Origin of the sequence: Mycolicibacter algericus DSM 45454, assembly GCF_002086455.1 — a bacterium.
Lineage (GTDB): Bacteria > Actinomycetota > Actinomycetes > Mycobacteriales > Mycobacteriaceae > Mycobacterium > Mycobacterium algericum.
This window is the reverse complement of sequence record NZ_MVHC01000029.1, coordinates 22,625-43,691: the sequence shown is the minus strand read 5'-3', so window position 1 is coordinate 43,691 and position 21,067 is coordinate 22,625. Positions and strand designations below refer to the sequence as shown.

Annotated in this window: 20 protein-coding genes; 10 read left to right on the top strand and 10 right to left on the bottom strand. The window is 67.8% G+C overall.

Going from position 1 to position 21,067, the window contains the following annotated elements; genetic code table 11:
* Window positions 1-497: 497 nt before the first annotated feature.
* The gene (locus BST10_RS18755; protein ID WP_207567913.1) at window positions 498-3,743 is read left to right on the top strand and encodes a helix-turn-helix transcriptional regulator; all 3,246 of its coding nucleotides are present in this window, start codon (window positions 498-500) and stop codon (window positions 3,741-3,743) included.
* 101 nt (window positions 3,744-3,844) lie between these two features.
* On the opposite strand, the gene BST10_RS18750 is transcribed toward BST10_RS18755, so the two are convergent.
* On the bottom strand, window positions 3,845-4,750 hold the full coding sequence (locus BST10_RS18750) for an SDR family oxidoreductase (RefSeq protein ID WP_083039814.1): 906 nt from the start codon (window positions 4,748-4,750) through the stop codon (window positions 3,845-3,847).
* A gap of 29 nt (window positions 4,751-4,779) precedes the next feature.
* Window positions 4,780-5,544, bottom strand: a complete 765-nt coding sequence (locus BST10_RS18745; RefSeq protein ID WP_083039812.1) for an SDR family oxidoreductase — start codon at window positions 5,542-5,544, stop codon at window positions 4,780-4,782.
* Window positions 5,545-5,615: 71 nt separating this feature from the next.
* Here BST10_RS18745 and echA20 point away from each other — a divergent pair, with 71 nt between their 5' ends.
* Genes echA20 through ipdC form a run of 4 tightly spaced genes read left to right on the top strand, consistent with a single transcriptional unit; the run spans window position 5,616 to window position 9,130 of the window.
* Complete coding sequence (gene echA20 / locus BST10_RS18740) at window positions 5,616-6,371, top strand: (7aS)-7a-methyl-1,5-dioxo-2,3,5,6,7,7a-hexahydro-1H-indene-carboxyl-CoA hydrolase (RefSeq protein WP_083039810.1); 756 nt, start codon at window positions 5,616-5,618, stop codon at window positions 6,369-6,371.
* Window positions 6,368-7,261 (top strand): cholesterol ring-cleaving hydrolase subunit IpdA, encoded by an 894-nt coding sequence (gene ipdA / locus BST10_RS18735; protein ID WP_013830630.1) that lies wholly within the window; start codon window positions 6,368-6,370, stop codon window positions 7,259-7,261. Before echA20 ends, ipdA begins: the two co-directional genes overlap by 4 nt.
* A complete protein-coding gene (gene ipdB, locus BST10_RS18730) occupies window positions 7,258-8,010 on the top strand; it encodes a cholesterol ring-cleaving hydrolase subunit IpdB (RefSeq protein ID WP_083039809.1) in 753 nt (250 codons plus the stop codon). Before ipdA ends, ipdB begins: the two co-directional genes overlap by 4 nt.
* A gap of 49 nt (window positions 8,011-8,059) precedes the next feature.
* Window positions 8,060-9,130, top strand: coding sequence for a (3aS,4S,5R,7aS)-5-hydroxy-7a-methyl-1-oxo-octahydro-1H-indene-4-carboxyl-CoA dehydrogenase (ipdC, locus tag BST10_RS18725; protein WP_083039807.1), 1,071 nt, complete (start codon window positions 8,060-8,062; stop codon window positions 9,128-9,130).
* A 15-nt stretch (window positions 9,131-9,145) separates the two neighbouring features.
* Here the strand turns inward: ipdC and BST10_RS18720 are convergent, their stop codons facing one another.
* From BST10_RS18720 to BST10_RS18710, 3 genes are all read right to left on the bottom strand, one after another.
* Entirely contained in the window at window positions 9,146-10,063 is a 918-nt protein-coding gene (locus BST10_RS18720; protein ID WP_083039804.1) for an endonuclease domain-containing protein, read from the bottom strand.
* A 130-nt stretch (window positions 10,064-10,193) separates the two neighbouring features.
* The gene (locus tag BST10_RS18715; RefSeq protein ID WP_013830634.1) at window positions 10,194-10,580 is read right to left on the bottom strand and encodes a VOC family protein; all 387 of its coding nucleotides are present in this window, start codon (window positions 10,578-10,580) and stop codon (window positions 10,194-10,196) included.
* A gap of 24 nt (window positions 10,581-10,604) precedes the next feature.
* Window positions 10,605-11,282, bottom strand: coding sequence for a DUF899 domain-containing protein (locus tag BST10_RS18710; protein WP_083039802.1), 678 nt, complete (start codon window positions 11,280-11,282; stop codon window positions 10,605-10,607).
* A gap of 95 nt (window positions 11,283-11,377) precedes the next feature.
* Here BST10_RS18710 and BST10_RS18705 point away from each other — a divergent pair, with 95 nt between their 5' ends.
* The gene (locus BST10_RS18705; RefSeq protein WP_083039800.1) at window positions 11,378-11,977 is read left to right on the top strand and encodes a TetR/AcrR family transcriptional regulator; all 600 of its coding nucleotides are present in this window, start codon (window positions 11,378-11,380) and stop codon (window positions 11,975-11,977) included.
* Window positions 11,978-11,987: 10 nt separating this feature from the next.
* Here BST10_RS18705 and BST10_RS18700 read toward each other — a convergent pair whose 3' ends face one another.
* The 5 genes from BST10_RS18700 to ipdE1 are packed head-to-tail and all read right to left on the bottom strand — an operon-like array spanning window position 11,988 to window position 16,388.
* Window positions 11,988-12,662: a TetR/AcrR family transcriptional regulator gene (locus BST10_RS18700; protein WP_165757213.1), complete on the bottom strand. Its 675-nt coding sequence runs from the start codon at window positions 12,660-12,662 to the stop codon at window positions 11,988-11,990.
* Window positions 12,663-12,673: 11 nt separating this feature from the next.
* On the bottom strand, window positions 12,674-13,840 hold the full coding sequence (gene fadA6 / locus BST10_RS18695) for a steroid 3-ketoacyl-CoA thiolase FadA6 (protein ID WP_041320243.1): 1,167 nt from the start codon (window positions 13,838-13,840) through the stop codon (window positions 12,674-12,676).
* A 10-nt stretch (window positions 13,841-13,850) separates the two neighbouring features.
* Complete coding sequence (kstR2, locus tag BST10_RS18690; protein WP_013830639.1) at window positions 13,851-14,438, bottom strand: TetR family transcriptional regulator KstR2; 588 nt, start codon at window positions 14,436-14,438, stop codon at window positions 13,851-13,853.
* 4 nt (window positions 14,439-14,442) lie between these two features.
* Window positions 14,443-15,243, bottom strand: a complete 801-nt coding sequence (gene ipdF / locus BST10_RS18685; protein ID WP_013830640.1) for a (5R,7aS)-5-hydroxy-7a-methyl-1-oxo-2,3,5,6,7,7a-hexahydro-1H-indene-carboxyl-CoA reductase — start codon at window positions 15,241-15,243, stop codon at window positions 14,443-14,445.
* Window positions 15,240-16,388 carry an acyl-CoA dehydrogenase IpdE1 gene (ipdE1, locus tag BST10_RS18680; protein WP_013830641.1) on the bottom strand — a complete coding sequence of 383 codons (1,149 nt, stop codon included), beginning with the start codon at window positions 16,386-16,388 and terminating at the stop codon, window positions 15,240-15,242. Before ipdE1 ends, ipdF begins: the two co-directional genes overlap by 4 nt.
* Before the next feature lie 73 nt (window positions 16,389-16,461).
* Between ipdE1 and fadD3 the strand changes: the two genes are divergently transcribed.
* Genes fadD3 through ipdE2 form a run of 4 tightly spaced genes read left to right on the top strand, consistent with a single transcriptional unit; the run spans window position 16,462 to window position 21,062 of the window.
* Window positions 16,462-18,009, top strand: coding sequence for a 3-((3aS,4S,7aS)-7a-methyl-1,5-dioxo-octahydro-1H-inden-4-yl)propanoate--CoA ligase FadD3 (gene fadD3 / locus BST10_RS18675; RefSeq protein WP_083039798.1), 1,548 nt, complete (start codon window positions 16,462-16,464; stop codon window positions 18,007-18,009).
* Window positions 18,010-19,143 (top strand): acyl-CoA dehydrogenase family protein, encoded by a 1,134-nt coding sequence (locus tag BST10_RS18670; protein ID WP_013830643.1) that lies wholly within the window; start codon window positions 18,010-18,012, stop codon window positions 19,141-19,143.
* A complete protein-coding gene (locus tag BST10_RS18665) occupies window positions 19,140-20,105 on the top strand; it encodes an acyl-CoA dehydrogenase family protein (protein WP_083039797.1) in 966 nt (321 codons plus the stop codon). Before BST10_RS18670 ends, BST10_RS18665 begins: the two co-directional genes overlap by 4 nt.
* On the top strand, window positions 20,106-21,062 hold the full coding sequence (gene ipdE2 / locus BST10_RS18660) for an acyl-CoA dehydrogenase IpdE2 (RefSeq protein ID WP_083039795.1): 957 nt from the start codon (window positions 20,106-20,108) through the stop codon (window positions 21,060-21,062).
* The last annotated feature ends 5 nt before the right edge of the window (window positions 21,063-21,067 follow it).

Genomic DNA, 21,067 nt, shown 5'->3' with positions numbered 1-21,067 from the left:
CCTCAACGACACACCAAGAGCCCAACCGCCCCGGTCAGCCGCAGGCCCGAAACCCCACCATCCCAGGGGACTTAGCCTTTGAAGACAGCCCGCGTACCGGGCACACCTTTAGTGACGGTTTGCTGAATCGGTATGCCGCAGCCGCGACACACCACAGGAACGCGCCTCGCTCGCGCCCGCGTGACATGGCCGTAGCGGGCCGACGCCACTGGTCGGTGCCCCGACCCGAAGATCGCGATCAGGTGGACCACTGCGGTGAGAAGATCAACTGTCCGGCGCGCAGCGGGCATGCCCAGCCCGTCTCTGCCACTGTCCGGGGGTGCGCCTCCGACAACATCGGCAAAAGTACTCAAAAGTGGCCAATGGCGCACTCCGGGAAGTATCGTACAAATACCTATATGGTCGGGAAACAAGACGTATCGCCGCGCAGGTCATCCATCCTGGACAGCAGGGCCCGCCGCTTGCACGACCATTGCGGCCTGTAGGGACGGTACATCTTGTCGAACACAAGCGAGGCAGGTTTCCCGGCTGCCATAGCGCGGACGGTCTTGGTGGTCGACGCCGGGGATCCCGGGCCACAGTGGCAGCCCGGTACGGAGGCGTTGTCTACCGCCGCGCTCTCGTGGCTGGAGCGCACACTGGGCGAATTGGTTGCCGACCACAGCGGTATCTGCCTGACGGAGCAGGACCGCCGAGACAGGTTCGCCGCCGGGTTCGCGGACACCAGTGACGCGGTGGCGTGCGCCATGGCGCTGCAACGCACGCCTTCGGCACCCATCCAGCCGCGAATCGCAGTGCACGCCGACGAGGTGCCGCCGGTCGAACCGGACACGTACCCGAGATCCCTGGTGAACCGCGCCGCGCGGCTATGCGACCTGGCCCACGCCGGTCAGACGGTGTTGTCGGAGACGGCCCGCGAGCTGATGGGTGATCAGCTTCCCTTAGAGGCGTGGCTGCTTGATCTGGGTATCCATCGGCTGCCCGGCAGGCCGTATCCGGAGCGCGTGACGCAACTCTGCCACCGCGACCTTGGCACCGATTTTCCGCCCCTTCGAACGGCAAAGCCGCTGGCCGAGCCGCATTTTCCGACGCCGCTGACCAGTTTCGTCGGACGCGATGCGGAACTGACCGAGCTCCGGCGGCTCGTTGACGGCAACCGTCTTGTGACGTTGACCGGCACCGGCGGAGTCGGCAAGACACGGCTGGCGCTGCAGCTGGCCGATGAGTTGGCCGGCAGGTTTCGCGACGGGGCATGGTGTGTAGATCTGTCGCCGATCACTGATCCCGAACTGATTCCCGAGCGAGTAACGAGGACGCTGGGCCTGCCTGATCGACCGGACCGCTCCCCACTCGACACTCTGGTGTCCTTGATCGCAGGTCGGCAATTGCTGCTGGTGCTCGACAATTGTGAGCACCTCCTGGACGCGTGCGCACGGCTGACCGCCACGCTGTTGGCCGCCAGCGCGGAACTGACAATCGTGGCGACAAGTCGGGAGCCGATCGGGGTAGCCGGCGAGGTGACCTGGACGACCCCCTCACTCTCGCTGGCCGACGAGGCTGTCGACTTGTTCCGTCAGCGCGCTCGGCTGGTCCGGCCGAGTTTCACCGAGACCGCTGACGATGCCGCCTTGGTAGCCGAGATCTGCCGGCGGCTGGATGGGGTGCCGTTGGCCATCGAGCTTGCCGCGACACGAGCTCGGGCGTTGTCGCTGGTCGAGATCGCCGACGGGCTAGGCGAGCGCTTCCAACTGTTGACCGGTGGTGCGCGCACTGCGGTGCTGCGCCAACAGACGCTGAGGGCGTCGGAGGACTGGTCGCACGATTTGTTGAGCGAATCCGAACGCGTGGTGTTTCGCCGATTGGCGCCGTTTCGGGGCGGGTTCGACCTTGACGCCGCCCACGCCGTCGCCGGCAGCACTGACCTGCCGCGTGGCCAGATCGTCGACAAACTCACGCAGCTGGTGGATAAATCACTGGTGATAGCCGACAGCACCGGAGAGTCGACGCGCTTTCGGCTGCTGCAGACCGTGCAGCAGTACGCCCTGGAGAAGCTGGAGCAGTCCGGGGAAGCTGAGGGCATCCGGGCGCGCCACCGTGACCACTACGCAGCACTGTTCGACGCCGGGGCGACCGCCGGGTACGGATGGCACATTGCGCAGGCGGAACTCGAGATCGACAACCTCAGGGCCGCCTTCACCTGGAGTCGTGAGCATGGCGACATCGAGCTGGCCGCACATCTCGCCTCGTCGTTGTTCCCGCTGTGGATCCATAGCCAGACCTTGGAGGGCCTGGCGTGGTTTGATGCCGTTCTCACCGCGCCCGCCTCGATGGCACCTGCCGCGCGTGCCCGCGCTCTCGCCGACAAGGCCATCTTCGAGGCGTTGACCGGGAACTACGGCCATGCCGATCAAGCTGAGGAGGCGGTCGCCATCGCGCGGCGTCTCGATGACCCGGCCCTGCTCGCCTGGTCGCTGGCAGCCTGCGGTTTCACCTGTAGCTACAGCCCTGAGCTGGCCCTGCCCTACTTCGAGCAGGCCATCGCACTGTCCCCCGCCCTGGACGACGATTGGCGGCTGGCCCAGATATACGGCGTACAGGCCTATTCCGCCTTTGTGGCCGGGGACCTGGCCACCACGCGCGTGGCCGCGGAGAAAGGGCAGCGTCTCGCCGACGCGGTCGGCGACTGGTCGGTTTCGCGCCTGTGCCGGCTCTGCTTGGGTTTGACACACCTTCATCGGGGCGAGCTCACCATGGCCGTCGAGAAGACCCGGGGCGTGGCTATCGAGGCCGAGGCAGCAGGCGATCCGCTGTTCAGCACCCAGAGTCTGGCCGTCCTGGCCGAGGCCCTTGCGTGCCAAGGGGATACCCGAGGTGCCCGGGCCGCAGCGGACGCGTGCGTCGAGGCTGCCGCGGATCTCATCGACTTCCACCGTGCCGTCAGCTTCGGGACGGTGGTGGACGTGTCACTGGCCGCCGGTGATGTGTCCGGTGCGGTCGGCGCCGGTGCTGCAGCGTTTGACGCGTGCGCACTGCCGCAACTGATGGCAATAACCGGCAATCCGGTCGCCAGGGCCGCGTTGGCGTCCGGCGACCTGGTCACGGCGCGCCACCTGGTCGACGAGGCGCTTGCCGTGGGGTCCGGATTCCAGCGGATACTGCTGCTGGAGATACGTGCCCGGGTGGCGATGGCCGAGGGCGAACTCAAGCAAGCCGAGCAAGACGCGCGTCACGCGTTGGCGATCGCCGCCGAAACCGGTGGATACCTGGCCGTCCCCGAACTAATCGAGTCGCTGGCAGCCGTGAACTGCGCTGCGGGCCAACACCATCGCGCAGCACGGCTGTTCGGCCTGGCGGCCAGCGCCCGAGATATCGCCGGCACGGTCCGCTCCAAGGTATACGACGCCGAATACGCCGACGCAGTCAACACTCTACGAGAAGCAATGCCGCACGACGACTTTGAGCGTCATTGGGCCCAGGGAACTGCATCGTCGATCGCTGAGGTCATCGCCTACGCATCCGGCACCGAAGGCAGGCGTAAACGCCCGTCGCGTGGTTGGGCTTCACTGACTCCGGCCGAACACAACGTGATCCGGCTTGTCAGTGCTGGACTCCGCGACAAAGACATCGCCTCGAAACTGAGTGTCTCGCCGCGAACCGTGCACTCCCACCTGAACCACATCTATGCCAAGCTCGATATCTCTTCCCGCGTGCAACTGGTCCAGGTAGCGGCGAGGCATATCTGACCCCGGCGACGTTGCCCCGTTACGTACCATGCCGGGCGGGATTCGGGCGCTACGTGCTTCCACTTCCTCCCGTCGCAGCGGCACCTCACTGTCTGACGGCTTCAGGCCCCGTACACCGGCACCGGCGTGCGCGCCTGGGCCAGCAGATCGGTGACGACCGGCCCCAGCTCGGCGGGATCCCAGCGCGCGCCCTTGTCGGCCTGCGGGCCGTGCGCCCAGCCCTCGGCGACGCGGATCTTGCCGCCCTCGACCTCGAAGACCTTGCCGGTCACGTCACGCGACTCGACGCTGCCCAGCCACACCACCAGCGGGCTGACGTTCTCCGGCGCCATCGCGTCGAAGGCTTGATCCTGGGTGGCCATCATGTCGGCGAACACCGTCTCGGTCATCCGGGTGCGCGCCGACGGGGCGATCGCGTTCGCGGTGACGCCGTAGCGGCCCATCTCGGCCGCAGCGACCAGCGTCAGCGCGGCGATCCCGGCCTTGGCGGCGCTGTAGGTGGCCTGCCCGACACTGCCCTGCAGACCGGCGCCCGAACTGGTGTTGATGATGCGGGCGTCCACGGTCTCGCCGGCCTTGGACTGCGCCCGCCAGTAGGCGGCCGCGTGCTTCATGGTGGCGAAGTGGCCCTTGAGGTGCACCGCGGTAACAGCGTCGAATTCCTCTTCGGTTGCGTTGGCGAACATCCGGTCGCGCACGATGCCGGCATTGTTGACCAGCACGTCGAGCCCGCCGAAGTGGTCGACGGCGGTCTGGATCAGCTGTTCCGCCTGGGCCCAGTCGGCCACGTTGGAGCCGTTGGCGACGGCTTGCCCGCCGGCGGCGACGATCTCGTCGACCACGCCCTGGGCGGCGCTACCCCCACCGGCCGGTGAGCCGTCCAGGCCCACGCCGATGTCGTTGACCACCACCCGGGCGCCCTCGGCGGCGAAGGCCAGCGCATGCGCCCGCCCGATTCCGCCGCCTGCTCCGGTGACGATGACCACGCGGCCGTCGAGAAGTCCCATGTGTGCTGTCTCCTTTTTTTGGGGCCGACTTATTTATTTGCGCTCGACGCGTCGAGGTAGGCCGGCGGCTCGCCACCGCCGTGGGCTTCCAGGCTGGCGCCGCTGATGTAGGACGCGGCATCGGATGCCAGAAAGGCGGCTGCCCAGCCGATGTCGGCGGGCTTGGCGAGCCGGCCCAGCGGCACGGTGGCGGCGACGGCGGCGATCGACTCGGCGTCGCCGTAGAACAGTTCGGACTGCTCGGTCTCGACCATGCCGACCACCACCGAGTTCACCCGGACCTTGGGCGCCCACTCAACGGCCAGCGTGGCGGTCAGGTTGTCTACGCCGGCCTTGGCCGCACTGTAGGCCGCGGTGCCCGGCGACGGGCGGTGCCCGCTGACGCTGGTGATGTTGACGATCGAGCCGCCGCAGTCCTGGGCCTGCATGACGGCATTGGCGTGCTGGGCGACCTGTAGTGGCGCCAGCAGGTTGAGCTCGATGATCTTGCGGCTGAAGTTGGCCGAGGCCTGCGCGGCCGGCGCGTGCGGTGAACCGCCGGCGTTGTTGACCACAACGTCAAGCCGGCCGTGCTTGGCGACCACGGTCTCGATCAGGCCTCTGACCGCGTCGTCGTCGCGGACGTCGCAGGCGTGGAACTCATACGGCAGGCCGTCCATCGGCCGGCGTGCACAGGTCACCACGGTGGCGCCCTGGTCGGCGAAGACGGCGCTGATGCCCGCGCCGACACCGCGGACACCACCGGTCACCAGGACCACCTTGCCGGTCAATCCGAGATTGATTGCGTCAAGCACTGTGCTAGCGTACCAAGCAAGTGCTTGCTTAGGTACAGATGGTCCCGAAACGGAAGCGCAGGGTTTTCCAGATGCCGATCACATCCACCACCGTCGAGCCCGGGATCGTCGCGGTCACCGTCGACTACCCCCCGGTCAATGCGCTGCCGTCCCGAGCCTGGTTCGAGCTGGGCGACATCATCACCGCCGCCGGCAACGACATGTCCACCCACGCGGTGATCCTGCGGGCCGAGGGTCGCGGCTTCAACGCCGGCGTGGACATCAAGGAGATGCAGAACACCGAGGGCTTCACCGCGCTGATCGACGCCAACCGAGGCTGCTTCGCCGCTTTCAAGGCCGTCTACGAGTGCGCGGTCCCGGTGATCGCCGCGGTCAACGGCTTCTGCGTCGGCGGCGGCATCGGACTGGTCGGCAACGCCGACGTGATCGTGGCCTCCGACGATGCCAAGTTCGGCCTGCCCGAGGTGGAGCGCGGCGCACTCGGTGCGGCCACCCACCTGTCCCGGCTGGTGCCGCAGCACATGATGCGCCGGTTGTTCTACACCGCGGCCACCGTGGACGCCGCCACCCTGCGCCAGTACGGCTCGGTACACGAGGTGGTGCCGCGCGCCGAGCTCGACGAGGCCGCGCTGCGGGTGGCCCGCGACATCGCCGCCAAGGACACCCGGGTGATCCGGGCCGCCAAGGAGGCGCTCAACCTCATCGACGTGCAGAAGGTCAACTCCAGCTACCGCATGGAGCAGGGCTTCACCTTCGAGCTCAACCTCGCCGGGGTGGCCGACGAGCACCGCGACGCCTTCGCCGGCACCGAGAAGGGGAAGAAGTGACGACCAAGGTAACCACTCTCGACGACGCCGTCGCCGAACTGCGCGACGGCATGACGATCGGCATCGGCGGCTGGGGTTCGCGGCGCAAGCCGATGGCCTTCGTCCGCGCCATCCTGCGCTCGGGAGTCAAGGATCTGACCGTAGTGACTTACGGCGGACCGGATCTGGGGCTGCTGTGCTCGGCGGGCAAGGTGCGCCGCGCTTACTACGGCTTCGTCTCGCTGGACTCCCCGCCGTTCTACGACCCCTGGTTCGCGCGTGCCCGCACCACCGGCGCGATCGAGGCCCGCGAGATGGACGAGGGCATGCTGCGCTGCGGGCTGCAAGCCGCCGCCCAGCGGTTGCCGTTCCTGCCGATCCGGGCCGGCCTGGGCAGCTCGGTGATCGACTTCTGGGAGGGCGAGCTCAAGACCGTCACCAGCCCGTACCCGACTGACGGTGCCCACGAGACACTGGTCGCGATGCCGGCGCTGAACCTCGACGCCGCGTTCGTGCACATGAACCTCGGCGACGCCCGGGGCAACGCTGCCTACACCGGTATCGACCCCTACTTCGACGACCTGTTCCTGATGTCGGCGCAGCGCCGCTTCCTGTCGGTGGAGAAGATCGTGCCCACCGAGGAACTGATCGCCACCACGTCGCCGCAGACCCAGATCATCAACCGGATGATGGTGGACAACGTCGTGGAAGCACCCGGTGGTGCCCACTTCACCATCGGTGCAGCAGATTACGGCCGCGACGAGAAGTTCCAGCGGCACTACGCCGAAGCCGCGAGGTCCGACGAGACCTGGGCGGAGTTCACCGCCACCTACCTGTCCGGTAGCGAAGACGACTACCAGGCGGCGGTCAAGGCATTCGGAGCCAACCAGGAATCAGGGGCACAAGCATGACCGACTCACCCACCCGTGCCGAGATCTGCGCCATCGCCTGCGCCGAGCTGTTCCGCGACGCCGGCGAGATCATGGCCTCACCCATGGCCACGGTGCCCTCGGTGGGCGCCCGGCTGGCCCGCCTCACCTTCTCCCCCGACCTGGTGATCACCGATGGCGAGGCCCGCATCCTGGCCGACACGCCGGCGATCGGCAAGGTCGGTCCACTGGAAGGGTGGATGCCGTTCAACCGGGTCTTCGAGACCCTGTCGTGGGGCCGGCGCCATGTGATCATGGGCGCCAATCAGATCGACCGGTACGGCAACCAGAACCTGTCGGCGTTCGGCCCGCTGCAGCATCCCACCCGGCAGATGTTCGGGGTCCGCGGCGCGCCCGGCAACACCATCAACCACACCACCAGCTACTGGGTGGGCGCTCACTCGCCGCGGGTGTTCTGCGAGACCGTCGACATCGTGTCCGGCATCGGCTACGACAAGGTGGACCCGGCCAACCCGGCGTTCCGGTTCTTCAACCTCGGCGGGGTGGTGAGCAACCTGGGCGTGTTCGACTTCAGCGGTCCGGACCACCAGATGCGTGCGGTGTCGCTGCACCCGGGCGTCACTGCCGACGAGGTCGCCGAGAACACCTCCTTCGAGGTGCACGGGCTGGCAGACGCTGCGACGACCCGGTTGCCGGAAATCGAGGAGCTGCGGCTGATCCGTGAGGTCATCGACCCGAAGTCGCTGCGGGACAAAGAGGTCAGATCATGATGATCCCCCTCCTCCTCATCGCTTCGCTCTGCATCGTCGGCGGTGGCCAATGAGCCGCCTCAAGACCCCGCTGACCGAGCTGGTCGGTATCGAACATCCCGTCGTGCAGACCGGGATGGGTTGGGTGGCCGGCGCCCGGCTGGTCTCGGCGACCGCCAATGCCGGCGGGCTGGGCATTCTGGCCTCGGCGACCATGACCATCGACGAGCTGGCCGCCGCGATCGCCAAGGTGAAGTCGGCCACCGACAAGCCGTTCGGGGTCAACATCCGTGCCGACGGCGCCGATGCCGGCGACCGGGTGGATCTGATGATCCGCGAGGGCGTCAAGGTGGCGTCGTTCGCGCTGGCACCCAAACAGGAATTGATCGCGAAGCTCAAAGAGGCCGGCTCGGTGGTGATCCCGTCGGTGGGCGCGGCCAAGCACGCCAAAAAGGTGGCCTCCTGGGGCGCCGACGCGGTGATCGTGCAGGGCGGCGAGGGCGGTGGCCACACCGGACCGGTCGCCACCACCCTGCTGCTGCCATCGGTGCTGGACGCCGTTGCCGGCACCGGAGTGCAGGTGATCGCCGCCGGCGGCTTCTTCGACGGTCGCGGCCTGGCCGCCGCCCTGTCCTATGGGGCGACGGGCGTCGCGATGGGCACCCGGTTCCTGCTGACCTCGGATTCGACCGTGCCCGATGCGGTCAAGCAGCGCTACCTGGCCGCAGACCTGGGTGGCACCGTGGTTTCCACCCGGGTCGACGGCATGCCGCACCGGGTGCTGCGCACCGAACTGGTGGAGAAGCTGGAAAGCGGTTCGCGGGCACGCGGTTTCAGCGCCGCGATCCGCAACGCGGCGAAGTTCAAGAAGATGTCGCAGATGAGCTGGCCCACCATGATTCAGGATGGCCTGGCGATGCGGCACGGCAAGGAACTCACCTGGTCGCAGGTGCTGATGGCCGCCAACACGCCGATGCTGCTCAAAGCCGGTCTGGTGGAGGGCAACACCGAAGCCGGTGTGTTGGCCTCGGGTCAGGTGGCCGGCATCCTCGAGGACCTGCCGTCGTGCGCGGAGCTGATCGAGGGCATCGTGGCCGACGCCGTCGAGCACCTGCGGGCAGCCAACTCCTTCGTCGTTTAACCCCGAGTGAGAATCTCACGACGCGACACGCCGGTCGAGCGTCGCGAGGCTCCCACTGGCGGCCTGACCTGCCCAGCCGGCGGCGTACATCGCGTCGCGCACCCGGCCGATCAGCGTCGCCTCCCGGTAGCGCAGCAGCACCGCACTGACCCGGATGATCACCCAGCCCTGCTCGGCCAGCGCCACCTGGCGGTCGATGTCACGCTGTCGCTGCTTCGGGTCGTTCCAGTGTTGCGAGCCGTCGTACTCGATTCCGACCTTGAGTTCCCGATACCCCATGTCGACTCGGGCGACGAAACCGCCGAATGCGTCGCGGACGACGATCTGAGTCTCCGGCGTCGGGAATCCCGCGTCAATCAGCACCAGCCGGGTGCTGGTCTCCTGATACGACTCTGCGCCGTCATCGACGAGCGGTAGTACCGCCCGGAGCCCATTCAAATGCCGCGCGCCGGGATGCTCGGCGATGACGGCCTCGACGTCGGCGACCCCGACTTCGGTGGCGTTGGCCAGTGCATCGAGGCGTTGAACCGCGTGCAGCCGTGACCGGGTTCGCCGTCCGATGTCGAAAGCCGTGCGGGCCGGGGTGGTTACCGCCATGCCGTCGACGGTCGTCACCTCACCCGGGGCCAGGGTGTCGCGGTGCACGACGAGACTCGGTGGTGTCTTGTGGTTGCCGTACACCAGCTCCGCATCGAGCGCCGGGCTCACCCACTTCGCGCCCAGCAGCGCCGCAGCGGAATTACCCGCGACCACGGCATGCCGGCGCGACCACAGCCAGGCCGCCTCCGCCCGCTGCCGCGCACTCAGCTCGACGCCCCAGGGTGCGTAGACGCCCGGATAGACCGGTTGATACAGCGTTCGCATCGCCCGCTCGGGGATCGCCTTGTCGGCCAACGCTTCGGTGCCCAGGAACGGCCGGTCCAATTCGTCCACGACCGAATCGTGCCGGAATGCGCCGATCCGCGCCGACGGCTATCCCCAAGCACACCCCAAGCCCGCCGAGCGGGAATCTCACGACACGACACGCGGTGACGGCGTCGTGAGATTCCCACTGGCGCTGCGGCTAGACCTCGGCCACCATCAGGGTATGGCCGGTCGGGTCGCGGAACCAGAACAGCGGCGGCACCGGATCACCCATCCGGGACACCTGCTCATCGACGTCGATCCCGAGCTCCTTCATGGCGGCCAGCGTGGCGTCGATGTCGTCGGTGGTCAGCGTGATGCCGGTAACGGCCGGCTCAACCGGACCGCTCTCCGGCGGCGGCGGCGCCAGCGCGATGCCGGCGATACCTGTCGGCGGGTAAACCTCGATCCATCGGTAACCATCGCCCATCTCGATGTCGGTGCGCTTCTCGAAGCCCAGCGACTCATAGAACGCAACGGCCTTGTCCTGATCGGGCGTCGGGACACACACCAGGTTAATCGTCTTCAGGCCGGTCGTGGTGCTCATCTTTCTCCTTCTCGGTTGGGGGCGCTACGAGTTGGGGCCGTATAGCCGGGCGATCTCCGGCGAGCTCGCCCAGCGGCCGTAGGTGGGACCCTGCGGCCAGCCGGAGGGCGAGTCCTGCCACTCCTCCTGACGCCCATAGGGCAACACGTCGATCAACGGGAACGTGTGACTGAGCTGTTCGACACCACGTCCGGTCGTATGCCAGGTTCGGAATACCTTGTCGACTTGGCGCAGAAAGACATTCACGGCGAAGCCCCCTCCTGGCGGGGCATCGACATCAGCCCCGAACGCGCTGTCGGCGGTGCTGTACCAAGCCATCTGGTTGCCCACCCGGCGCTTATAGTCCAGCGCTTCGTCGATCGGACCCTGAGTGACGACGACGAACCGCGCGTCATAAGCCGACAGGAACTCCAGCCGGCTGAACTGCGCGGTGTACCCGGTACATCCGGGACACTGCCATTCCTGTCCCGGAGACCACATGTGGTGGTAGACGATCAACTGCCGCTTACCGTTGAACATCTCGGCCAGCCGGATCGGACCGTTCTCGCCTTCGAGCACGTAGTCGCCCATCGCGAGCATCGGCAACTGGCGGCGTTGCGCGGCGATGGCGTCGAGTTCCCGGGTGGCGGCCTTCTCCCGGACTCGCAGGGCGTCGAGTTCCCGTTGCCAGGCCGACCGTTCCACGACCGGCGGCCACCCCATGGTCGTAGTCACGAAAACCTCCCGATGTTATGTGTACGGCGTCCACATTGGTTATGTTGACACCGTACACTTCGACACGAGGGAGCTGTCAAGAGGTGACTGCGACGAAGACCGGTTATCACCACGGCGATCTGTGCGCGGCACTGATCGACGCCGGCCTGCAGCTCACCCGGACCGGCGGTCCGGAGGCGCTGACCGTGCGGGAGGCCACCCGGCGCGCCGGAGTCTCCCCCAACGCCGCCTACCGTCACTTCGCTGACCGCGATGCACTGCTCGCCGCGGTGGCGATGGCCATCCACGACAAGATGGCCGCGCGCATGCTCAAACCGGTGAACCGGCGCGGTTCAGCACAGACCCGTGCACGTGATCAGCTGCGCGCAGTCGGGCTCGGGTACATCGGGTTCGCCCTGGACGAGCCCGGCTGGTTCGCGGTGGCGTTCTTCGGGGCGGACTCGGTCGGCGATGACCGGGTTCCCCCGCCGCTTCGCGCACTCGTCGACGGGCTCGATGCGATGGTGGAAGCCGGTGTGTTGCAAGCGAATCGACGTGCCGGAGCGGAGTGGCCGTGCTGGTCGGCCGTACATGGATTCGCCGAACTGGCGCTACACGGGCCGCTGCGCGGCACCAGTCGCGACGAGCTCGATGCACTGGCACGACGAACCGTCGACGACATCATCTCCGGACTGGTGCGCTGACCCCGCTACCTCACCCGGCCCGGTTCGACCGGACCGGACCGGCATGGCGGATTCCGTGTCCGACCGCGAGCACGAAAGAGGTCAGATCGTTCGCCAACTCGTCGATCGACCGTGGCGGCTCGGTGGCATGCAAGAAGTCAGCGACCAGCTCGAACAGCCCCCCGACGGTGGCGACGGCCATCGCCCGGTAGTCGGCGTCGGGCGGTGCCTTGCTGCGCCAGAACGCCTCGATGAAGGCCGCTGCCCACCTGCGGTTCTCTTGCCGCCGAGCCTCGACCTGCGGCGAGATACCGGTGCACTCCCGGAACGCCACCACAGCCACCCGCGGGTCGTCGACCAGCACATGCGCAAACGTGGTGGCAACCCGGCGCACCGTCAGCTCTTCCGGCTCGTCGGGGGCGCTGCGCCCCAACTCCGCCTCGACCTCCCCTTTGAGCCGGTCGCCGATCTGGTTGAGCAGCGCCAGGAAGCAGTCTTCTTTGCTGTCGAACAGTTCATAGAACGCCTTGTTGCCGACATAAGCCGTCTGGCAGATCTGTTCGATCGACGTGTTGACATAGCCGTCCTGCGCGAACAGGTCGAAAGCCGCGGTCAGGAGTTGGTCGCGGCGCTGCGCGCGACGCTGCTCGGCGTCCAACCCGCGGATCCGGCGCCCGCCCGGCACGGAGGTCGTCATTGCTCCCATGCCGCAGAAGTTTAGCTGTCCAGCCGCTCGATGATGGTGACGTTTGCCGTACCGCCGCCCTCACACATGGTCTGCAGGCCGTAACGGCCGCCGGTGCGTTCCAATTCGTGCAGCATCGTGGTGAACAGTTTGGCGCCGGTGGCACCCAGCGGGTGCCCGAGCGCGATCGCGCCGCCGTTGGGATTCACCTTGGCCGGGTCGATCGGAAACTCCTTCATCCAGGCCTGCACCACCGGGGCAAAAGCCTCGTTGATCTCCACGACGTCGATGTCGTCGATGCCCAGGCCGGTCTTCTCCAGCGCGTAGCGGGTGGCCGGTATCGGGCCGGTCAGCATGAACACCGGGTCATCGCCCCGGGCGCTGATGTGGTGGATGCGGGCGCGCGGCTTCAGGCCGTGCGCCTGCACCGCGCTTTCTGAGGCCAGCAACACCGCGGACGCGCCGTCGGAGATCTGGCTGGCCAATGCGGCGGTGAGCCGGCCGCCCTCGACCAGCGGCTTCAGCCCGGCCATCTTCTCCAGCGTCGATTCGCGCGGTCCCTCGTCGACCCGGAACGCAACACCGTCGACGTCGACCGGGATGATCTCGCGGTCGAAGCGGCCCTCGGCGATGGCGGTGAACGCCCGCTGATGGCTCTGCAGCGCGAAGCGTTCCATCTCCTCGCGAGACAGGTCCCACTTCTCGGCGATCATCTCGGCGCCACGGAACTGCGAGATCTCCTGATCGCCGTAGCGTTCCAGCCACTTCTTGGACTCGTTGGTCGGCGAGGTGAAGCCGAACTGCTCGCCGACGATCATCGCCGAGGAGATCGGCACCCAGCTCATGTTCTGCACGCCGCCGGCCAGGATCAGGTCCGCGGTGCGCGACATGATGGCCTGGGCGCCGAACGAGATCGCCTGCTGGCTGGACCCGCACTGCCGGTCGACGGTGACGCCGGGAACGCCTTCGGGATAGCCGGCGGCCAGCCACGCCAGCCGGCCGATGTTGCCGGCCTGGCCGCCGATCGCGTCCACACAACCGACGATCACGTCGTCGACGGCCGCAGGGTCGACGCCGACCCGGTCCAGCAGCCCGCGGAACGCCAACGCGCCCAGGTCGACCGGGTGCACACCGGCCAGCGACCCGTTGCGCTTGCCGACGGCGGTGCGGCCGGCGTCGATGACATAGGCCTGCGAAATGGGAGCGATTTCAGACATTATGTTTTCTTCCTTCACTGATTCCACCCAGCACGATGGCGAGGTACTGTCTGCCCACTTGTTCGGCGGTGAGCGGTCCGCCGGGCTGATACCAGCGCACCGAAACCCATGTGGTGTCTCGGATGAAACGGTAGACCAGGTCGACGTCGAGATCGGGCCGGAAACATCCCGCTTCGGCGCCCTGCTGCAGCACGTCGATCCACATCTTGCGCTGCTGGCGATTGCGCTCATCGACGTAGCCGAAGCGCTCCTGCGAAGACAGCCGCTTGGCCTCGTCCTGGTAGATGACGACCTGGGCGTGCCGGTGCTCGATCGCATCGAACGACGCCAGGAACAACCCCTTGAAGCGTTCCATCGGATCGGATTCGGTGTCGATGATCTGCTGGTAGCGCTCGAACAGCCAATCGAGGAAGTCGCGCAGCACCTCGTCGACCATCTCCTCCTTGGAGGAGAAGTGGTGATACAGACTCCCCGACAGGATCCCGGCAGCGTCGGCGATGTCGCGCACCGTGGTCGCGCGCAGCCCACGCTCGGCGATCATCGCCGCAGCCAGGCTCAGGAGTTCGTCACGGCGCGTCATGGCATCACGGGTGCTGACTGGAAACCGAGATGACTTCGCCGGTCAGGTAACTGGAATAGTCGCTGGCCAAGAACGCGATGGTGGTGGCGATCTCCCACGGCTCGGCGGCCCGGCCGAACGCCTCGCCCTCGGCGAGCCGGTCGAGCAGCTCCGCGGAGCTGGTCTTCTCCAGGAACTTGTGTCGGGCGATCGACGGCGACACGGCGTTGATCCGAACCCCGTACTCGACCGCCTCGATGGCACTGCACCGGGTCAGCGCCATGACACCGGCCTTGGCGGCGGCGTAGTGCGACTGGGAATGCTGCGCACGCCAGCCCAGCACGCTGGCGTTGTTGACGATCACCCCACCGTGCTCGACACCGCGGAAATAGCGCAATGCGGCTCGGGTCGACCGCATCACCGAGTTGAGCGTGACATTCAGGACGCGGTCCCACTCCTCGTCGGTCATGTCGATCACCGGCGTCTGGCCGCCCAGGCCGGCGTTGTTGACCAGCACGTCGAGCCGGCCCATCTTGGCCACGGCGGTCTCGAACAGTTCGTCGACCGCGGCCGTCGAGGTGACGTCGCAGACCACCGCCTCCACCCGGCCCAGCCCGAGGGCGGCCAGTTCGTCACGGGTCTCGGAAAGCCGGCGCTCGTGATAGTCGGAGACGACGACGTCGGCACCTTCGAGCAGCGCACGACGGGCGGTGGTGGAGCCGATTCCGGTGCCGGCGGCCGCGGTCACCAGCACCGTCTTGCCCTTCAGCAGGCCGTGTCCGGCGATCTCTTCCGGCGCGGTGGACAGATCCGAAACCGAGCTCATCCCTTTGCCTCCCGGGGTAGGCCGAGAACCCGCTCGGCGATGATGTTGCGCTGAATCTCGTTCGATCCGCCGTAGATGGTGTCTGAGCGGGTGAACAGATAGAGCCGCTGCCACTCGTCGAACTCGCCGTCGGCGAGCACCATCGAGTCGCGACCGATCACATCCATGGCGAGCTCGCCCAGGTCGCGATGCCAGTTGGCCCACAACAGTTTCGAGACGTTATCTTGACCGGGCTGCTCGACGTCCATGGTGGCCAGCGCGTAGGACCGCATGGCACGCAAGCCGACCCAGGATCGGGTCAGCCGCTCGCGGATCAGCGGATCTTCGGCGACGCCGTTGCGCTGGGCGAGCTCGGCGAGCGCGGAAAGCTCACGCGCGTAACGGATCTGCTGTCCCAATGTCGAGACGCCGCGCTCGAAGGTGAGCGTTCCCATCGCCACTTTCCAGCCGTCGCCGGGCTCACCCACCACCAGGTCGGCATCGGTGAGCGCGTTGTCGAAGAACACCTCGTTGAACTCCGAGGTGCCGGTCAACTGCACGATCGGCCGGATCTCCACGCCGGGCTGGTCCAGTGGCACCAGCAGATACGACAGTCCGTTGTGGCGTTTGGAGCCCTTCTCGGTGCGGGCCACCACGAAGCACCATTGCGACAGGTGCGCCAGCGAGGTCCACACCTTCTGGCCGTTAATCACCCAGTGGCCGCCGTCCAGTATCGCGGTGGTGGCGACATTGGCCAGGTCAGATCCGGCGCCCGGCTCGGAGTAGCCCTGGCACCACAGCTCGGTGACGTTGCGGATGCCGGGCAGGAAGCGCTGCTGTTGTTCGGGGGTGCCGAAGGCGATCAGCGTCGGACCCAGCAGTTCCTCGCCGAGATGGTTGACCTTGTCGGGCGCGTCGGCGCGGGCGTATTCCTCGTAGAACGCCACCCGGTGCGCCACCGACAGGCCGCGGCCGCCGTGTTCGGTCGGCCAGCCCAGGCAGGTCAGTCCGGCGTCGGCGAGGTGGCGGTTCCACGCCATCCGCTCCTCGAAGGCCTCGTGTTCGCGTCCGGGACCGCCGAGGCCCTTGAGCTTGGCGAACTCCCCGACCAGGTTCTCGGACAGCCATGCGCGGACCTCAGCCCGGAACTCCTCGACTGCTTGCACCTTTGTAGGCTAACCTACCAAGCACTTGCTTTGTTAGCCCCGGCGCAGATGCCGTCACAGAGGAGCGGCGCACATGAGCCCCGAACCGCAGACCACTCCTGCGGCGCTGGACCACATCGCGCGGACGCTTCCCGATCACGACGCCCTGGTCACCGAGGACGACCGATTCAGCTACGCCCGACTCCGCGACGAGGTGCGCCGTGCGGCGGCCGCGCTGATCGCCCACGGTGTGGTGCCCGGCGACCGGGTCGCGCTGTGGTCGCCGAACACCTGGCACTGGGTCATCAGCTGCCTGGGCACCCACTACGCCGGCGCGGTGCTGGTGCCGCTGAACACCCGCTACACCGCAGCGGAAGCCGCCGACATCCTGGCCCGCAGCAAGGCCAAGGTGCTGGTCGGCATGGGCCGGTTCCTCAAGACCGACCGGCTCACCGAACTGGATCGCGACCAGCTGCCCGAGCTGCGGCACGTCGTCCGGGTACCGGTAGAGATAGCCGACGGAACCTGGGACGAGTTCATCGCGTCCGGGGCGGCGATCACCGAGGACGAGATCGACGCCCGCGCCGCGGCGGTCGGGCCCGACGATCTGTCCGACATCCTGTTCACCTCGGGGACGACCGGCCGCAGCAAAGGCGTGCTCTGCGCCCACCGGCAGTCGCTGGCCGGCCCGGCGGCCTGGGCCGAGTGCGGCCAGATGACCGCCGACGACCGCTACCTGTGCATCAACCCGTTCTTCCACAACTTCGGCTACAAGGCCGGCATCCTGGCCTGTCTGCAGACCGGGGCCACCCTGATCCCGCAGCTGACCTTTGACCCGGCCGCGGCGCTGCGCGCGATCGCCGAGCACCGGATCACCGTGCTGCCCGGGCCCCCGACCATCTACCAGACGCTGCTCGACCACCCCGACCGCGATCGGCATGACCTGAGCTCGCTGCGGTTCGCGGTCACCGGTGCGGCCACCGTGCCGGTGGTGTTGATCGAGCGGATGCAGAACGAGCTCGACATCGACATCGTGCTGACCGCCTACGGGCTGACCGAGTCCGGCGGGTTCGCCACCATGTGCCGCCCCGACGATGACGCCGTCACCGTCGCCACCACCTGCGGGCGGCCGATCGCCGACTTCGAGCTGCGAATCGATCACGGCCCCGACTCCGAGGCCGGCGAGGTGCTGCTGCGCAGCACCAACATCATGCTCGGTTACCTCGATGACGACGACGCCACCGCGGCCGCCATCGACGCCGACGGCTGGCTGCACACCGGCGATGTCGGCACCGTGGACGCGGCCGGCAATCTGCGCATCACCGACCGGCTCAAGGACATGTACATCTGCGGCGGCTTCAACGTCTATCCGGCCGAGATCGAGCAGGTACTGGCCCGCCTCGACGGGGTGGCCGACGTGGCGGTGATCGGGGTACCCGACGAGCGACTCGGCGAAGTCGGTCGGGCATTCATCGTGCGCCGGGCCGGATCGGACGAAGCTCTTGATGAGCAAAAGGTGATCGCTTACGCGCGTGAACATCTGGCGAACTTCAAGGCACCGCGATGGGTGACCTTCGCCGACTCCCTGCCGCGCAATCCCGGCGGCAAGGTGGTCAAGCATGAGTTGAGAGAGTGGGATTAGATGGACTTGAATTTCGATGCCGAGACCGAGGCCTTCCGCACGGAGGTCCGCGAGTTCCTGGCGGCGAACCAAGACAAGTTCCCGGTGGCGTCCTACGACACCGCCGAGGGGTTCGAACAGCACCGCCGTTGGGACAAGGTGCTGTACGACGCCGGCCTGTCGGTGATCGCCTGGCCGGAGAAATACGGCGGGCGCGACGCCACCCTGCTGCAGTGGGTGGTGTTCGAGGAGGAGTACTTCCGTGCGGGCGCGCCGGGGCGAGCCAGCGCAAACGGCACCTCGATGCTGGCGCCGACGCTGTTCGCACACGGCACCGAAGAACAACTGGACCGGGTGCTGCCGAAGATGGCCAGCGGCGAGGAGATCTGGGCGCAGGCATGGTCGGAGCCGGAGTCCGGCAGCGACCTGGCGTCGCTGCGGTCGACGGCCACCAAGGTCGAGGGCGGCTGGAAGCTCAACGGACAGAAGATCTGGAGCTCGCGCGCCCCGTTCGGTGAGCGCGGCTTCGGCTTGTTCCGCTCGGACCCGGAGGCCCAGCGCCACCACGGGTTGACCTACTTCATGTTCGACCTCAAGGCGCCCGGGATCACCGTGCGCGCCATCGAGCAGCTCGGCGGCGAGACCGGTTTCGGCGAGATCTTCCTCGACGACGTGTTCGTACCGGACAACGACGTGATCGGTGTGGCCGGCGAGGGCTGGCGCGCCGCGATGAGCACGTCGAGCAATGAGCGCGGCATGAGCCTGCGCAGCCCGGCCCGGTTCCTGGTGGGGGCCGAGAAGCTGGTGGCGCTGTGGCGCGAGCACGGCAGCGACCCGGCGTTCACCGATCGGGTGGCCGACGCCTGGATCGCCGCGCAGGCCTACCGGCTGCAGACCTTCGGCACCGTGACCCGGCTGGCCGCCGGCGGTGAACTGGGCGCGGAGTCCTCGGTCACCAAGGTGTTCTGGTCCGATCTCGACGTCGCGCTGCACCAGACCGGCCTGGACATCCGCGGCGCCGACGGCGAGCTCGCCGACGCCTGGACCCACGGCTACCTGTTCGCCCTCGGTGGCCCGATCTACGCCGGCACCAACGAGATCCAGCGCAATATCATCGCCGAGCGGCTGCTGGGCCTGCCCCGGGAGAAGAAGTGAAATTCGATCTAGACCAAGACCAGCGTGACTTCGCGGCCAGCATCGACGCCGCGCTGGCCGCGGCCGACGTGCCGGGCGCGGTGCGCGCCTGGTCCCACGACGAGCCCGACGCCGGACGTCGGGTGTGGAACCAACTCGCCGAACTCGGTGTCACCGCGCTGGCGGTTCCCGAAGAGCACGACGGCATCGGCGCCCACCCCGTCGATCTGATGCTGGCCATCGAGGCGTTGGGGCGCTGGTGTGTGCCGGGGCCGGTGGTGGAATCGATTGCGGTGGCACCCGTGCTGCTGGCCGGCGCACCCGACGCCGCAGCGCAGCTGGCCGCCCTCGCCGCCGGTGAGCTGATCGCCACCGTGGCGCTGCCGCCGCACACCCCCCGCGCGCTCGACGCCGACCGCGCCGATCTGGTGTTGCACGCCGAGAGCGGCCGGGCCGGCACGGCGCAGGCCGGCACCCGACACGCCTCGGTAGACCCCAGCCGGGGCGTCTTCGACGTCACTGCCACCGGTGACTCCTGGGACGCCGACACCGCCCGCGCCTACGAGGTGGGCGCCCTGGCCACCGCAGCGCAGCTGATCGGGGCCGGGCAGGCCATGCTGAACGCGAGCGTCGACTACGCCAAGCAGCGCACCCAGTTCGGCCGGGTGATCGGCGGCTACCAGGCGATCAAGCACAAGCTGGCCGACGTGCACATCGCTTTGGAGCTGGCCCGCCCGTTGGTGTACGGGGCGGCGCTCTCGCTGTCGCAGGACTCGGCCGACACCGCTCGCGACGTCAGCGCCGCGAAGGTGGCTGCGTCCGACGCCGCTCTGCTGGCGGCACATTCGGCGTTGCAGACCCACGGCGCCATCGGCTTCACCAGCGAATGCGACCTGTCGCTGTGGCTGCTGCGGGTGCAAGCCGTGCGTCCGGCCTGGGGCGACGTCACCGCCCACCGGCGGCGAGTGTTGGAGGCGATCTAAGTGGCCCGTAACGAGGAGCGCGACCTGCTGCGCCAGACCGTGGCAGCGCTGGTCGAAAAGCACGCCGCGCCCGAAGCGGTACGTGCGGCCATGGAGTCCGAGCGCGGTTACGACGAGACGCTGTGGCAGGTGCTCTGCGAACAGGTCGGTGCGGCCGCCCTGGTGGTACCCGAGGAGCTCGGCGGGGCCGGCGGTGAACTGGGTGACGCGGCCGTGGTTCTCGAGGAGCTGGGCAAAGCATTGGTGCCCACACCGTTGTTGGGTACCGTGCTGGCGGAGTTGGCGCTGCTGGCCGGACCCGAGCCCGACGCCACGGCCCTTGAGCAGCTGGCGGAAGGCGGCGCGATCGGAGCGGTTGTCTTCGATACCGATTACGCCGTCAACGGTGATCTGGTGGGAGCGGGTGACGTTGTCGTCGGCACCGACGGCGATCAGCTCACCCGGTGGACCTCTTTCACCGCGGAGCCGGTGGCGACCATGGACCCCACCCGCCGGCTGGGCCGGGTCACCGCCGAGCAGACCGAGCCGATCGGCGCCGACCCCGGTATCGCCGACTGTGCGGCGATCCTGCTGGCCGCCGAACAGATCGGCGCGGCTACCCGCTGTCTGGACCTGACCGTGCAGTACACCAAGGACCGGGTGCAGTTCGGCCGGCCGATCGGCAGCTTCCAGGCCCTCAAGCACCGGATGGCCGACCTGTACGTGGCCGTCTCGGCCGCCCGGGCCGTCGTCGACGACGCGATCGCCGAGCCGTCGGCGACGTCGGCCGCACTGGCCAGAGTCGTTGCCAGCGAGGCATTCTCCAAGGTCGCCGGTGAGGCGGTCCAACTGCACGGCGGCATCGCGATCACTTGGGAAAGCGACATCCAGCTTTATTTCAAACGCGCGCACGGCAGTTCGCAGCTGCTCGGCCAGGCGGCCGAACACCTGCGGCGGTTACAGGCCGAGGTGTTCTAGAAGCC